The sequence below is a fragment of the Clostridium chromiireducens genome, from assembly GCF_002029255.1.
Taxonomy (GTDB): Bacteria; Bacillota; Clostridia; order Clostridiales; family Clostridiaceae; genus Clostridium; species Clostridium chromiireducens.
In genome coordinates this window covers 12,901-28,386 of record NZ_MZGT01000028.1, presented here as the reverse complement: position 1 = coordinate 28,386, position 15,486 = coordinate 12,901, and the positions used below count along the sequence as shown (strand labels likewise).

Below are 15,486 nucleotides of genomic sequence, written 5' to 3'. Positions count from 1 at the left end.
AAGATATATGGAAAAGATAAAAATCATAACAGATAGCACTGCTGATTTACCAAAAGAAATATATAAGCAATATGATATAGAGGTTTTGCCCTTATTGGTAAACTTTGGAGAAGAAAGCTACTTGGATGGAATCGAAATAAATGCTAATGAAGTTTTTGAAAAAATAGAGAAAGTTAATATACTTCCTACTACTGCTCAAGTAACTCCTAACAGATTTATTGAAGCATATACAAAGTACTTGAGAGAAGGTTATAAAATTATATCAATTCATATGTCTTCTGTAATGAGCGGAACATATCAATCGGCGTGTATTGCGAAAGAAACTTTAGAAAGCGAAGATATAATTGTTATTGATTCTCAAAGTGTTACAGCAGCACTTGGAATATTAGTTCTAAAGGCAGTTAAACTTAAAGAAAGAGGATATGACATTATCCAAATGAAAGAAGAATTAAATAGAGTTAAAGATAATATAAAACTTTCGGTTCATTTTGATTCTTTGGAGTATCTTGTGAGAGGTGGAAGAATTTCTAAAACAGCTGGAATAGTTGGCGGTATGCTTGGAATTAAGCTGATACTCGAGATAAAAGCTGGGATAATGTCTGTAAAAGATAAAGTTAGAGGAAATAAAAAGTCTATTAAGAAAATTATTAGTGATTTGGAAAGTGCGAATTTAGATGATGAATTACCGGTATTATTAATTGATGTTAACAATGTTGAAATTAAAGAAGCACTTAAAGAATATTTAAAAAATAATAATATAAACTATATTGAATGTCCAGTTGGGTCAGTAGTGTGCATACACTCAGGTCCAGGATGTTGTGGTCTTACATTTTTAACTAAATAAAATAATAATATAAAATAAAGACATGCTTTTAAGTATATACTTATAATAGTTTAAATAATTTATTAAGATACTGCTAGTTAAACTATGTATGATTATATTTTAAAGCATGTTTTGAAATATAACAAAAAGATTATTAAGAATAGTAAGGGGATTTTAGGAGTATAAATTTAAGGAAAAGTCTAAATTCCTTTTATCGAGATAAAGAGCACACTTGCAATACTAAATAGAGACAGGTATACTTAAAGAAAGATTCGTTCTGAATCAATATGACCATTATGAATACGTTTAATTAAATTAAAGATAAACTGTACAATTTATCTAATGTCTAGTTCCTATACGTTCACATTTCCTTAAGCGCAAGATAACAGTTGCTAGATACTAGACAAGTTAGCCCTTGAGGGTATAAGTTCAACCAAGATTTAGATGGGGGATTAAAAAGCTGACTAAATCAGGTTTCAATTGATAAGGAGGAGAGTTATGAATTTGGATTATAGCATGAAGATGACCCAGGAACAGAGAATGATATTAACACAAAGCATGCAGCAGTCTATAAAACTATTGCAAATGTCTCTTCATGATCTGAGAGAGTATATTGACAATGAGTATTCAGAAAATCCAATATTAGAGGTCAATGAAGAGATAAATTCATATGATGACTCAAAAGTTAGTGAGGAAATAAGTACACAGGAAATATACGATCATAAAAAGTTAGTTGAAGAATTATATGCTGATAATTATAGAGATAAATCAGAAATAAACTATTCTACAGAGGAAGTTTCTCCGCTTAATTTTATTGAAAAAAAGATATCGTTAAAGGATTATTTGCAAGAGCAATTAGTCGAGACAAATGTAGATCAATATACCTTAATTATATGTAGATATATTGTAGAATCATTAGATCACAGAGGATATTTGGAAATACCAATAGAAGAGATTTCCAAGGAGTTAAAAATACCAGAAGAAGTAGCAGAAAAAGCTTTGAAAATAGTTCAGTCATTGGAACCTTATGGAATAGGTGCTAGGAATATCAAAGAGTGCCTACTTATTCAGAGTTTAAAATTAAATATTCTAGATAATATAATAGAGAAAATAATTTTAAATCATTTAGAAAATGTTGCAGATAATAAATATGAGTTGGTTGCGAAGGATCTTAATATCACGCCAAGAGAAGCTCAACGATATGGTGATTTAATTAAAAAGCTAGAGCCAAAGCCATCACGAGGGTTTTATACTGGAGAAGAAGTAAATTACATAATTCCAGATGCCGAAGTGAAAAATATAGATGGCGAATTTTTTATAATTATGAATGAAAGTGTTTTGCCAAGGCTTATGATTAATAAAACATATAAAGATGTTTTACAAAATAATCAAGATTCTGAAACAAATGCTTATGTAAAAGATAAAATTAATCAAGCATTATTTTTAATTAAATCAATTGAGCAAAGAAAAAACACATTATACAAAGTATTGGAGTGCGTGGTTGATAAACAAAAAGACTTTTTTAAATCTGGCAAACAATATATAAAACCTTTAACACTAAAAGAAGTTGCAGAAATTATTAATCTTCATGATTCAACTGTAAGTAGAGCAATTAAAGATAAATATGTGTTAACGAGTTTTGGCACAATCAAGATAAAAGACTTGTTTGCAAGTGGTGTTTCTTCAAATAACGATGATGATATGGCAACCATAAAAATAAAAAATGAGATAAAGAAAATAATAGATGAGGAAAATAAAAACAAGCCGCTTTCAGACCAAATAATAAGTTCTATGTTAGCTGATAAAAAAATGAATATTTCACGTAGAACCGTTGCTAAGTACAGAGAGGAGATGGCAATTAAATCATCATCGATGAGAAAAAGGTTGTAGTATATTATATTTTAGTTTGTAGTAATTAATGTAATATACTTATTTGTTACAGGTACTCGATTGCTAATATTCAATTATGAATTCTAAAGAAAAGCAGCGATGATTGAGTTTTAGCAATTTGAGTATATGTATTTTACTCTTGGTAGAATACCCTTTCTTAAAATTAATCAAGAAAATGGTTACATAATATATATTAAAAGTTATATTATGAATTTTTGTAAATAATTACAAAAAAGATTGCTAATAATTAATTTTGTTAGAGTTTTTTTGTTTTTTTTGAAATATTATAAAAAAAGTTTTGCGAAAGGCTTTCAAATTTTATAAAGGTGTTTTATAATAATAAATGTGGGACATAAAGAAATAGCATGGGACACATAGAGACCAAAGGAGTGTTTGAGTTGCAGGAAATATTAGAATTACAAAAGAAGATAGTTCCTGAGCTTGTAAATACATTGGAGAAAAGGTATAACGTACTCAGAACAATCTTTCATAATCAACCTATAGGAAGAAGAGTACTTGCTGATATGTTAAATGTTGGTGAAAGAACGGTTAGAACTGAAATAGGTTTTTTAAAGGATCAAGGTTTAATTGAGATTAATACTTCTGGAATGACAGTTACAAGTGAAGGTGTGGAAATTATACACAAATTAAATGATTTCATTCATGAAATAAAAGGACTTTCCGAAGTAGAAAAGAAAATAGAATCTTTTCTTAATTTAAAAAAAGTGATCATAGTCCCAGGAGACGTAGAAGAAAATCCTTTAGTATTAAAGGATTTAGGAAAGGCATGTGCTAATTATGTTAAAGATGTTTTAGAAGATAATTCTATTATAGCTTTAACAGGTGGGAGTACATTAAAAGAAGTTGTAGAAGCTTTTCCTAGAATAACAAATTTATCCCAAATACAAGTAGTGCCCGCTAGAGGTGGAATGGGGAAAAAAGTTGAAACCCAGGCAAATTCATTAGCCGCAACTTTAGCGAAAAAATTAAATGGCACGTATAAGATGCTTCATATCTCAGAAAATTTAAGTCTAGATATAATAGATACTTTACTTAAAGAAGAGGCAGTTAAAGTTGTTATCGATACTATACATAAAGCAGATGTTTTGATTTATGGTATAGGAAATGCTGTGCAAATGGCTAGAAAAAGAGGCGTTCCACAGCAAGAAATAGATAATTTGATAAATAACGGAGCCGTTGGAGAAGCGTTTGGGTGTTATTTTAACAAAGACTCTAAAATAATCTCAGAAACTACCGCAATTGGAATAAAAATTAATGAAGCAAGAAAAATAAATACACATATTGCAGTAGCAGGTGGGAAGAATAAAGTTGAGTCTATTATAGCAACTGAATATAACGATTTTAGTGGTGTATTAGTTACCGATGAAGCTGCGGCTAAAGGAATAATAAGTACATTAGAAAATCAATTCAGTGATTAATTTAGTTTGTAAAATTTATTTTTATAAAAAAGAAAAGCATTTTTTAGGAGGTAATTGTAATGGTAAACGTAGCAATTAATGGTTTTGGAAGAATAGGAAGATTAGCTTTAAGATTGATGATTAACAACCCTGAATTTAATGTGGTTGCAATCAACGACTTAACAGATGCTAAAATGTTAGCTCACTTATTCAAATATGATTCAGCTCAAGGAAGATTCGATGGAGAAATCGAAGTTAAAGAAGGAGCTTTCGTAGTAAACGGAAAGGAAATCAAAGTTACTGCAGATTCTAACCCAGCAAACTTACCATGGGGAGAATTAAACGTAGATATCGTTTTAGAATGTACTGGATTCTTTGCAACAAAAGACAAAGCTTCAGCTCATATCACAGCAGGTGCTAAGAAAGTTGTTATTTCAGCTCCAGCAGGAAATGATCTACCAACAGTAGTTTACAACGTAAACCACGATATATTAAAAGCAGAAGATACAGTTATTTCAGGTGCTTCATGTACTACTAACTGTTTAGCTCCATTTGCTAAAGTATTAAGCGATAAATTTGGATTAACAAAAGGTTTCATGACTACAATCCATTCTTACACTAACGATCAAAATACTTTAGACGCTCCACACAGAAATGGTGACTTAAGAAGAGCTAGAGCTGCTGCAGCTTCTATCATTCCTAACTCAACTGGTGCTGCTAAAGCTATCGGTTTAGTTATCCCAGAATTAGCTGGAAAATTAGACGGAGGAGCTCAAAGAGTTCCAACAATCACTGGTTCATTAACTGAATTAGTTTGTACTTTATCAAAGAACGTAACTGCAGACGAAATAAATGCTGCTATGAAAGAAGCTGCAACTGAATCTTTCGGATATACTGAAGATCCAATAGTTTCTTGTGATATCATCGGAAGCAGTTTCGGATCATTATTCGATGCTACACAAACTAAGGTTATGGAAGTTAATGGAGAACAATTAGTTAAAGTTGCTTCTTGGTATGATAACGAAATGTCATACACTAACCAATTAATCAGAACTTTAGGATACTTCGCTAACTTAAAGTAATTTGAACCGTATTTAAACATAAAAGCGCAAATTTATGTTATAAAGTAAATAAGTCTGGTTTTGTAGTATAAGGCTATAAAGCCAGACTATTTTAAAATAGTCCAAAATAAATGTTAGAGGTGAAAATACATGAATTTCAATAAAAAAACAATTGAAGATATTGAAGTAAGCGGAAAAAAAGTATTAGTAAGATGTGATTTTAACGTGCCATTAAAAGATGGTGTTATAACTGATGAAAATAGATTAGTAGGAGCCCTTCCAACTATTAAATATTTAGTTGAAAAAGGTGCAAAAGTTATTCTTTGCTCACATTTAGGAAAAGATGCTTCAAAATCATTAGCACCAGTTGCTACAAGATTAAGCGAAATGCTTGGAAAAGAAGTTGTTTTTGCTAGAGATGAAGAAGTTGTTGGTGAAAACGCTAAAAAAGCTGTTGCTGATATGAAAGATGGAGATGTTGTATTATTAGAAAATACAAGATGCAGAAAAGAAGAATCTAAAAATATTGCAGACTTCTCTAAAGAATTAGCTTCATTAGCTGACGTATTTGTTAATGATGCATTTGGTACAGCTCACAGAGCTCATTGTTCAACAGTTGGTGTAACTGATTACTTAGATACTGCTGTATGTGGATACTTAATTCAAAAAGAATTAAAATTCTTAGGTGGTGCAGTTGAAAACCCAGTAAGACCATTTGTTGCTATCTTAGGTGGAGCAAAGGTTTCTGACAAAATTGCTGTTATTAACAATCTTTTAGATAAAGTTAATACTATTATCATTGGTGGAGGAATGGCTTATACATTCTTAAAAGCTCAAGGATATGAAATAGGAACTTCATTAGTAGAAGAAGATAGACTTGATTATGCTAAAGAAATGATAGCTAAAGCAGAAGAAAAGGGTGTTAAATTCTTATTACCAGTAGATCACAGAGTAGCTGCAGAATTTAAGGATGTTGAAGCTACAGTAACAGAAGATCAAAACATCCCAGTTGGAAATATGGGATTAGATATCGGACCAAAAACAGAAACTTTATATGCTGATGCTATAAAAGATGCTAAGACTGTTATCTGGAATGGACCAATGGGAGTATTCGAATTCGAAAACTACAACAAGGGAACAATTGCAGTAGCTAAGGCTATGGCAGATGCAGATGCTACTACTATAATCGGTGGTGGAGATTCAGCTGCTGCTGTTAATATCTTAGGATTTGGAGATAAGATGACTCACATCTCAACAGGTGGTGGAGCATCTCTTGAATTCTTAGAAGGTAAAGTATTACCAGGAATCGCTGCATTAAATGACTAATTTCAAAACAATTAGCCTTAAGTAAGCAATATTTTAAAAAGAAATTTGTAACTTTTATTAAATTATAAATTCTTTGAAGAATTAATACCTATATACTGAGAAAAGAATAAATTGATTTTTAGGAGACAAATTCGACGGGATTTGATGAATCCAAGGCCAAGGATTCAGCTGTTAAGAGTAGATTTATGAATTTCAGCAGATATATATAAAGCTTAAGGGAAATTGATCACTTTCCTTAAGCTTGTCCTTTGTAAAAGAATTTTTTGTTTAATAAATTTAAATTAAATTATGAGGTGAAGAAGATGAGAAAAGCAATTATCGCAGGAAACTGGAAAATGAATAAAACTATTGATGAAGCAGTTAAAATGGTAGAAGAATTAAAACCATTAGTTAAGGATGCAACATGTGATGTAGTTGTATGCCCTACATTTGTATGCCTAGATGCAGTTAAAAAAGCTGTAGCTGGATCAAATATAAAAGTTGCTGCACAAAACATGCATTTTGAAGAAAGTGGAGCATTCACAGGAGAAGTTTCTCCAGGAATGCTTGAAGCTATGGGAATAGAATATGTTGTTTTAGGTCATAGTGAAAGAAGAGAATACTTCAATGAAACTGATGAAGCATTAAACAAAAAAGTTAAAAAAGCTTTTGAACATAATATAACTCCAATTCTTTGTTGTGGAGAATCTTTAGAACAAAGAGAAAACGGAACTACTAATCAAGTTATTGAAGCTCAAATCAAAGCTGATATAGCTGGATTAACTAATGCACAAGTAGAAGAACTTGTTATTGCTTACGAACCAATATGGGCAATCGGAACTGGTAAGACAGCTACAGATGAACAAGCAAATGAAACAATCAAAGCAATTAGAGCTATGGTTGCAGAAATGTATGGATCAGAAGCTGCTGAAAAAACAAGAATCCAATATGGTGGATCAGTTAAGCCAAACACAATAAAAGCTCAAATGGAAATGTCTGATATCGATGGAGCATTAGTTGGTGGAGCTAGCTTAGTTCCAGCTGATTTTGCTGCAATAGTAAATTATTAATAGTTAGTATAGCAAAGGAGACTATAAACATAATGTTTATAGTCTTTTGTAATTAGTAATATCGTAGTTTAGAGTAAAAAGTAATAATTTGGCTTTTAGAGTTTATAAGTTGCAATAAGTGTAAAAAGATAATATAATTTATATGATTAATAGTATGATAAATAAAAAAAATAATAATATTTAATATATATTAATGCTAGTAAAATCTAGAGAGAATAGTCTATTTTAATATATTAGTATAGAGATATAGAATTATTAATATATATTATGATTTTTAACAAAAGTATTTGGAGGGATAGGAAGATGTCAAAGAAACCTGTAATGTTAATGATATTAGACGGTTTTGGAATTGCACCAAAATCAGAAGGAAATGCAGTAGGCCTAGCAAAAAAGCCAAATTTAGATAAATTACTTGAAAAATACCCTACTTCACAATTACAAGCAAGTGGTTTAGCAGTAGGATTACCAGAAGGTCAAATGGGTAACTCAGAGGTTGGTCACTTGAATATTGGTTCAGGAAGAATTGTATATCAAGAATTAACAAGAATTACAAAAGCAATTAGCGATGGAGACTTTTTCGAAAATGCAGCTCTTAAGACTGCAATGGATAATGCTAAAAAGTCTGGATCATCTTTACACTTAATGGGATTATTATCGGACGGGGGAGTTCATTCACATATTGAACATTTGAAAGGACTTTTGGAATTTGCTAAAAAAGAAGGTGTTCAAAATGTATATATTCATGCATTTATGGATGGAAGAGATGTACCGCCTTCATCAGGAAAAGAATTTATAGAAAAAACTGAAGAAATGTTAGCAGAGATAGGTACAGGAAAAATCGCTACAGTAAGTGGTAGATACTATGCAATGGACAGAGATAATAGATGGGAAAGAGTAGAACTTGCATATAATGCATTAGTTTTAGGTAAAGGTGAAACTGCAAACAGTGCAGTAGAAGCTATAGAAAAATCGTACCACGATAATAAAACTGATGAATTCGTATTACCGACAGTAGTAACTGAAAATGGTAATCCAATCACAAATATAAAAAATGGAGATTCGGTTATATTCTTTAACTTTAGACCTGATAGAGCAAGAGAAATAACTAGAGCTATTAATGATAAAGAATTTGCAGGATTTAAGAGAGAAACTTTAAACCTTACTTTCGTAACAATGACTCAATATGATAAAACATTAGAAGGGGTTAATGTTGCATATAGTCCTCAAACTTTGAATAATACACTTGGAGAATATGTAAGCAGCAAAGGGTTAAAGCAATTAAGAATTGCAGAGACTGAAAAATATGCTCACGTTACATTCTTCTTTAATGGTGGTGTAGAAAAAGAAAACGAAGGTGAAGACAGAAAAGTAATTCCTTCACCAAAAGTTGCAACTTATGATTTAAAACCTGAGATGAGTGCTTATGAAGTAACTGAAGAGTTATTAAATAGATTAGATAGTGATCAATATGATATGATAATTTTAAATTTTGCGAATCCAGATATGGTTGGGCATACAGGTATTGTAGAAGCAGCTGTTAAAGCAATTGAAACAGTAGATGAATGTGTAGGAAAAATCGTAGATAAAGTATTAGAAATGGATGGATGCGCATTTATTACAGCAGACCATGGTAATGCTGAAACTATGATAGATTTCTCAACAGGAAATCCATTCACAGCGCATACAACACACCCAGTGCCATTTGTTTGGGTATCAAATCATACAGAAGGTAAAAAGCTAAATGATGGAAAGCTTGCAGATATTGCACCAACAATGTTAAATCAACTTGGACTTGAAGTTCCTGCTGAAATGACTGGAGAAAATTTAGTAATAAATAAATAAATAGTTAAGAGACTCTTTAAATAATTTAAGTTTATATTTAGGGAGTCTTTTTTTATTTTAAATATTTAACTGAAATAAATGTTTTGATATTGTTGGAAGTATACAAGTTTATTCTCTGTTAAGACAAATTTAAGCGAATAAAATATTTGAAAAATAGGATTTTTGATGGCATATAGAGAATACTTTAATTAAATTTGCATAAACTGAATCCTAAATTAATATATTTATAAAAAAGATTTAGGGTTGGTAGTATGAAAAAAAGCTATGCATATTCCGCTGATTTTGATGAAGTTACAGAAAAGTTATTTAGAGAAGCAAGTTATTTAGGCGAAGGACATAATGGAGTAGTTTATGAATTGCCAAATAAAAAGGCTATAAAAATATTTCTAAAGAGAAAAGTTTGTACCGATGAGGGTAGCATTCTTGCGAGAACTAATGGATCGAAGTATTTTCCACGTTTATATAATCGGGGAAAATTTTATGTGGTAAGAGACTTAGTAGAGGGGAAAAGATTAGATAAGTATATAAGGCAAAGTGGTTTAAGTGACAGATTGACTAAAAATATATATGAACTACTTTTAGAATTAAAAAGGCTTAAATTTAAAAAATTAGATATCAGGTGCAAGGATATTTATGTTTCAGGCGGCGAAAAACTAATGGTAATAGATCCTAAGAAGGCTTATACACGAAAAGTTGATTATCCTAGGCATTTAATGAAAGGCTTAAATAAAATAGGCGTATTGGAAGAATTCTTTTATGGAGTAAAAAAAATAAATCCTAAAAAAGCAATAGAATGGGAATTGAAGTTTAAAAGATATTGTGACATGCAACAGTTGTCTTTGCTAGAATAGTAAGTGAATTTTCAAGTGTTACGAATAATATGCTTAAATATACGATTCTTGATGATGACCCTTTTTATTTATATACTATATGGTATAAATAAAAAGGGATATTTATTATTGTAAAGAACCATCACCTGATAGGTAATAACTATCGACTTTGAGGTTTGAAGCCATCACCCCTGTGACTGTATCAAAATAATACCACCTTTGCTTAATTAACTGCCAACCGGTTAGCATAGCTCCCTTACTGTCCATGTAATACCATACACCATCCATTTGAAGCCATCCCTTATTTACTTTACCATCTGGACTAAAATAATACCAGTTATTGTCTATAGCGTTTTTAAACCATCCCTTTACCATTTTACCATTGTCACCGATACCATAGTCGCCATCAGATTCATTTACCCAAACATCTTTTAAGAGTTTTCCGTAATCTATATAATACCCCCATTCTTCATCAGGGAACTTATACCAACCATGTTCTTTGCCTGTTGGCGGGATTGTTTGGCCTAGAAATTTTGAATTATCGCTGACATAATAATCTCGATTATCTGCGTAGACTGATATAGTAGGTATGAAAGTTTGAGCTGTCACTCCTGATATTAGGACCGCAAATATAATTTTTCTGATCAATTTAAAACCCCCTGAGTTTAATTCCATTTATTAACAAAATATATTATCGCACTTATTATAAAGAAAATCAAGAAATGTGCTTAAACAAGTTTGATCTTTACTTTAGCATGATAGTTATTGAGAATATTTATTTTGCATAAAGAATAGAATAAATAATATTGAAAAGAAGAAAATATGAATATTACTTAGGGAATTTACTAATAATATTGTGGTAAGTTAAAAAAAGTACTTTTAAATTAGCAATTTATGTATTATAATTAAATTGATAATAATTCTCAAATGAATTTTCCAAAATAAGGAGGTAATTGATATGAAAGATTATTTAGAAATTGTAGATGTAGTTGCAAGGCAAATTATAGACTCAAGATGCTTTCCAACTGTAGAGGTAGAAATATATTTAGAAGATGGTACAGTAGGAAGAGCAGCAGTACCATCAGGAGCATCAACAGGAATGTATGAGGCAGTTGAATTAAGAGATGATGATAAGAGTAAGTTCTTAGGAAAAGGCGTTCTAAATGCTGTTAAAAATGTTAATGAAACTATTGCGGAAGAATTAATAGGATGTAATGTATTTGAACAAACATATATTGATAAAATGCTTATCGAACTAGATGGAACAGATAATAAGAGCAAGTTAGGAGCAAATGCTATCTTAGGGGTTTCGTTAGCTGTTGCAAATGCAGCTGCAAAAGCTTTAGATATGCCATTATATAGATATATAGGCGGAGTAAATGCAAAGGTATTGCCAGTTCCAATGATGAATATCATAAATGGTGGTTCACATGCAGATAACTCTGTTGACTTACAAGAATTTATGATAATGCCAGCTGGAGCACCTACTTTCAGTGAAGCTCTAAGAATGTGTGCAGAAGTATATCATACTTTAAAGAAAATATTGAATGATAAAGGATATTCAACTGGTATTGGTGATGAAGGTGGATTTGCACCTAACTTAAAGTCAAACGCAGAAGCTCTTGATGTAATAATTGAAGCAATAGAAAAAGCAGGATATAAGCCTGGTGAAGAAATATTTATAGCAATTGATGCTGCTTCTTCAGAATATTTCAAGGATGGTAAGTATGTATTAGAGCATGAAGGAAGGACTTTAACATCCGCTGAAATGGTTGATTTCTTTGAAGATTGGGTTAATAAATATCCAATTATCTCAATTGAAGATGGTATGGCAGAAGAAGATTGGGAAGGTTGGAAGTTAATAACTGACAGGTTAGGAAAGAAAGTTCAATTAGTTGGTGATGATTTATTTGTTACTAATACAGAAAGACTTGAAAAGGGAATAAACCTTGGTGTAGCTAATTCAATTTTAATTAAGTTAAATCAAATTGGTACATTAACAGAAACTTTAAACGCTATAGAAATGGCAAATAGAGCTGGATATACAGCAGTTGTTTCCCATAGATCAGGAGAAACAGAGGATACTACTATAGCTGATTTAGTTGTAGCTGTAAATGCAGGACAAATAAAAACAGGTGCTCCAGCTAGATCTGAAAGAGTTGCTAAGTATAATCAATTATTAAGAATTGAAGAAGAATTAGATGATGTTGCTGAGTACAGAGGTAAGAAAGCATTCTTTAATATAAAGCAATAAGTAAAAGTGATTACGCATTATAAAAACTTATAATTGAATTTAATCATAAAAAAAGTTATAGGGGGAATTCCCTATAACTTTTTTTATAAATTTATGTAATATTCTTAAGCTTATTTACAATTTTTGATACATAAGATTGTAATAAGTAAATAAGTGTGGTATTATTTAGATTAGACATTGTTGATTATTATAGGAGGTGTTACCTATGCAAAATATATTATTAGTCTTTGAAGTAATATTAGGATTAGCAGTTATTTTAACAATATACATGCAGCCTAGTAAAGCCGATGCATTAAGTGGTTTAATACAAGGAAGCACAAAGGATACATTCTTTTCAAAAAATAAATCAAGAACTAAAGAAGTAATTCTTGTTAGATTAACATTTATGTTTATGGCACTTTTTGCAATAAATACAGTTATACTAAATTTAATAAAATAATTAATTTGAGCTACTTTATTTAGAGTAGCCTTTTTATATTTAATCATCTGACTAAAGATAGAATTTAATAAGAAAACAGAAAGGAGTTTTTAATAAACTTCTTATTTTTTTGTGATTTAAAATATATTATCGATACATTTATTTTTCTTATGGATGATTTAAAATAAGTAAATAAATAAATTAGTATATATATGTCAATACTAATTGTATAAATTAAGATAAAACCTATATCCTATAACATTAATGTGGTAGTATATAGATATAAAGTAATAATATATAGTAAATTGTATAATGGAGGTAAGTATTATATGGGAATTAAACAAATGTTATCAAGTTTTATGAAAGAACCTGCATATAAACCAATGGATATTGATGAATTAGTTGCTGTATTTGATATAAAGAGAAATGAATATAATGCATTTAAAAAGACATTAAAAATGATGGAGAATGAAGGATATATAACAAGGAATAAAAAAAATAAATATATGATAGATCAAGAAGGAAATGAAGAAGAAGGCTTAATTGTAGGAACACTTCAAGCGCATGTAAAAGGGTTTGGTTTTCTTATTCCAGAAGAAGAAGGACAAAAAGATGTATTCCTTCCAAGCAACAGCTTAAATGGAGCAATGAATGGTGACAAAATAGCTGTTAAAGTTACAAGAGAAGATACAAACACTAAAAAAAGGGAAGGAGAAGTAGTTGAAATTATTGAGAGGAATACTACTAAAATAGTTGGGGTGTATGAAGACTCACAGAACTTTGGTTTTGTTGTTTCTGAGGATCCTAGAATATCTAAAGATATATTTATTTCCAAAAAAGATAGAAATGGAGCTAAAGATGGCGATGTAGTTACTGTTAAGATAACCAAATGGCCAGAAGGAAATAGAAAGGCAGAAGGTGTTGTTACAGAAGTTTTAGGTAGAAAAGGTGATAGAGGAATTGACATCTTAATGATCATCAAAAAACTTGGACTTCCAGAAGAATTTAGTGAAAAAGTATTGAAGTTTGCTGAAGGTGTATCAGAAGAAATTGATGAGCAAGAATACAAAGGAAGACGAGATTTAAGAGATTTAAGAATGGTTACAATCGATGGAGAGGATGCAAAGGATTTAGATGACGCTGTTTCTATTGAAAAATTGGGTAATGGGAATTATAAATTAGGAGTTCACATTGCTGATGTAACTCATTATGTAAGAGAAAATAATCCTTTGGATAAAGAAGCATTAAAAAGAGCCACTTCAGTATATCTAATAGATAGAGTTGTACCAATGTTACCTAGAAAATTATCTAATGGAATATGCTCTTTAAATCCAAGAGTAGATAGATTAACCCTAACATGCTTCATGGAAATAGATCGAAAAGGAAATGTTGTAAATCATGAAATAGTAGAATCTGTAATAAAGACTGATGAAAGAATGACTTATACAGATGTTACAAAGATTTTAAGAGATCATGATGAAGAGTTGATTAAGAGATATGATTATCTTTATGAAGATTTTAAAATGATGGAAGAACTTTGTAATATCTTGAGAAAGAAGAGAACAAGAAGAGGAGCAATTGATTTCGAAATAGCTGAAGCTAAGATAACTTTAAACGAACTTGGGAAACCAATAGAAATCAAACCTTATGAACGTGAAATAGCTAATAGAATGATAGAGGAATTCATGTTAGCGGCTAATGAAACAGTAGCGGAGCATATGTTTGGAACTCACTTACCATTTGTATATAGAATACATGAGAGTCCAGATGAAGAAAAGTTAGCTAAGTTTAAGGAGTTTATTTATAATTTAGGTTATACTGTTCAATGGACAGAAGAAATACAGCCGAAAAGTTTTCAAGAGATATTGGATAAAGTTAAAGGGAAAAATGAGGAAACGGTTGTAAGTACTTTATTGTTACGTTCAATGATGCAGGCAAGGTATGCTCCGGAATGCAGTGGTCACTTTGGGCTTGCAGCACAGTATTATTGTCACTTTACTTCGCCAATAAGAAGATATCCGGATTTGCAGATTCATAGAATCATAAAAGAATATTTACACAAGGAAATAGATGCAAATAGAATAAATAGGTTGAAAAATATAGTAGGTTATGCATCAAAACAATCATCAGAAATGGAAAGAAAAGCACAAGATGCCGAAAGAGAAGTTGATGATCTTAAGAAAGCTGAATATATGCAAGAGAGGATTGGCCAAGAGTTTGAAGGAATTATATCTTCGGTTACATCTTTTGGAGTATTCGTTGAACTTCCAAATACAGTTGAAGGCTTAGTTCATATTACTGATTTAGATGATGATTATTATATATTTAATGAATCAAATCTCAGCCTAATTGGTGAGAGAACCAAGAAGTTATATAAACTTGGTGATAAAGTTAAGGTGGAATGTGTTCATGTGGATATTACAAATAGAGAAGTATTCTTTAAAATTACACAAGAACCTAAAAGAGAGGAATCAGAAACATCTTTTGTACCAGAAGAAAACACTCAGGAAGTGATAAAAGAATTACTTGAGGTATAAATAGACGTTATCTATACAGATGATTAATCAAGTGATAC

At 30.6% G+C, this 15,486-nt stretch carries 12 protein-coding genes; 11 read left to right on the top strand and 1 reads right to left on the bottom strand.

The genetic code is table 11. The features are described from left to right. Window positions 1–7 precede the first annotated feature (7 nt). The 8 genes from CLCHR_RS11555 to CLCHR_RS11520 all read left to right on the top strand — a co-directional run bounded on the left by CLCHR_RS11555 (window position 8) and on the right by CLCHR_RS11520 (window position 10,260). Complete coding sequence (locus CLCHR_RS11555; protein ID WP_079439959.1) at window positions 8–844, top strand: DegV family protein; 837 nt, start codon at window positions 8–10, stop codon at window positions 842–844. Between the two features lie 477 nt (window positions 845–1,321). Further along, window positions 1,322–2,713: an RNA polymerase factor sigma-54 gene (gene rpoN / locus CLCHR_RS11550; RefSeq protein WP_079439958.1), complete on the top strand. Its 1,392-nt coding sequence runs from the start codon at window positions 1,322–1,324 to the stop codon at window positions 2,711–2,713. Between the two features lie 365 nt (window positions 2,714–3,078). Continuing rightward, the gene (locus tag CLCHR_RS11545; RefSeq protein ID WP_079439957.1) at window positions 3,079–4,152 is read left to right on the top strand and encodes a sugar-binding transcriptional regulator; all 1,074 of its coding nucleotides are present in this window, start codon (window positions 3,079–3,081) and stop codon (window positions 4,150–4,152) included. Between the two features lie 59 nt (window positions 4,153–4,211). Next, window positions 4,212–5,213, top strand: a complete 1,002-nt coding sequence (gene gap / locus CLCHR_RS11540; RefSeq protein WP_079439956.1) for a type I glyceraldehyde-3-phosphate dehydrogenase — start codon at window positions 4,212–4,214, stop codon at window positions 5,211–5,213. 129 nt (window positions 5,214–5,342) lie between these two features. Continuing rightward, complete coding sequence (locus CLCHR_RS11535) at window positions 5,343–6,518, top strand: phosphoglycerate kinase (protein WP_079439955.1); 1,176 nt, start codon at window positions 5,343–5,345, stop codon at window positions 6,516–6,518. Between the two features lie 302 nt (window positions 6,519–6,820). Then, window positions 6,821–7,567 (top strand): triose-phosphate isomerase, encoded by a 747-nt coding sequence (tpiA, locus tag CLCHR_RS11530; RefSeq protein ID WP_079439954.1) that lies wholly within the window; start codon window positions 6,821–6,823, stop codon window positions 7,565–7,567. A 303-nt stretch (window positions 7,568–7,870) separates the two neighbouring features. Continuing rightward, on the top strand, window positions 7,871–9,409 hold the full coding sequence (gpmI, locus tag CLCHR_RS11525; RefSeq protein ID WP_079439953.1) for a 2,3-bisphosphoglycerate-independent phosphoglycerate mutase: 1,539 nt from the start codon (window positions 7,871–7,873) through the stop codon (window positions 9,407–9,409). 251 nt (window positions 9,410–9,660) lie between these two features. Further along, the gene (locus tag CLCHR_RS11520; protein WP_079439952.1) at window positions 9,661–10,260 is read left to right on the top strand and encodes a protein kinase; all 600 of its coding nucleotides are present in this window, start codon (window positions 9,661–9,663) and stop codon (window positions 10,258–10,260) included. 105 nt (window positions 10,261–10,365) lie between these two features. Here CLCHR_RS11520 and CLCHR_RS11515 read toward each other — a convergent pair whose 3' ends face one another. Beyond that, window positions 10,366–10,887 carry a cell wall-binding protein gene (locus tag CLCHR_RS11515; RefSeq protein ID WP_079439951.1) on the bottom strand — a complete coding sequence of 174 codons (522 nt, stop codon included), beginning with the start codon at window positions 10,885–10,887 and terminating at the stop codon, window positions 10,366–10,368. A gap of 310 nt (window positions 10,888–11,197) precedes the next feature. Between CLCHR_RS11515 and eno the strand changes: the two genes are divergently transcribed. From eno to rnr, 3 genes are all read left to right on the top strand, one after another. After that, entirely contained in the window at window positions 11,198–12,493 is a 1,296-nt protein-coding gene (eno, locus tag CLCHR_RS11510; protein WP_079439950.1) for a phosphopyruvate hydratase, read from the top strand. A gap of 205 nt (window positions 12,494–12,698) precedes the next feature. Beyond that, window positions 12,699–12,932 (top strand): preprotein translocase subunit SecG, encoded by a 234-nt coding sequence (gene secG, locus CLCHR_RS11505; RefSeq protein ID WP_079439949.1) that lies wholly within the window; start codon window positions 12,699–12,701, stop codon window positions 12,930–12,932. A 308-nt stretch (window positions 12,933–13,240) separates the two neighbouring features. Beyond that, the gene (rnr, locus tag CLCHR_RS11500; protein WP_139376231.1) at window positions 13,241–15,448 is read left to right on the top strand and encodes a ribonuclease R; all 2,208 of its coding nucleotides are present in this window, start codon (window positions 13,241–13,243) and stop codon (window positions 15,446–15,448) included. Window positions 15,449–15,486 lie beyond the last annotated feature (38 nt).

What these genes read in the sequence shown, in the direction of transcription:
- secG (WP_079439949.1), top strand. Translation starts at nt 12,699, where the DNA reads ATGCAAAATATATTATTAGTCTTTGAAGTAATATTAGGATTAGCAGTT.
- eno (WP_079439950.1), top strand. Translation starts at nt 11,198, where the DNA reads ATGAAAGATTATTTAGAAATTGTAGATGTAGTTGCAAGGCAAATTATA.
- CLCHR_RS11535 (WP_079439955.1), top strand. Translation starts at nt 5,343, where the DNA reads ATGAATTTCAATAAAAAAACAATTGAAGATATTGAAGTAAGCGGAAAA.
- rpoN (WP_079439958.1), top strand. Translation starts at nt 1,322, where the DNA reads ATGAATTTGGATTATAGCATGAAGATGACCCAGGAACAGAGAATGATA.
- gpmI (WP_079439953.1), top strand. Translation starts at nt 7,871, where the DNA reads ATGTCAAAGAAACCTGTAATGTTAATGATATTAGACGGTTTTGGAATT.
- CLCHR_RS11555 (WP_079439959.1), top strand. Translation starts at nt 8, where the DNA reads ATGGAAAAGATAAAAATCATAACAGATAGCACTGCTGATTTACCAAAA.
- gap (WP_079439956.1), top strand. Translation starts at nt 4,212, where the DNA reads ATGGTAAACGTAGCAATTAATGGTTTTGGAAGAATAGGAAGATTAGCT.
- CLCHR_RS11520 (WP_079439952.1), top strand. Translation starts at nt 9,661, where the DNA reads ATGAAAAAAAGCTATGCATATTCCGCTGATTTTGATGAAGTTACAGAA.
- tpiA (WP_079439954.1), top strand. Translation starts at nt 6,821, where the DNA reads ATGAGAAAAGCAATTATCGCAGGAAACTGGAAAATGAATAAAACTATT.
- rnr (WP_139376231.1), top strand. Translation starts at nt 13,241, where the DNA reads ATGGGAATTAAACAAATGTTATCAAGTTTTATGAAAGAACCTGCATAT.
- CLCHR_RS11545 (WP_079439957.1), top strand. Translation starts at nt 3,079, where the DNA reads ATGGGACACATAGAGACCAAAGGAGTGTTTGAGTTGCAGGAAATATTA.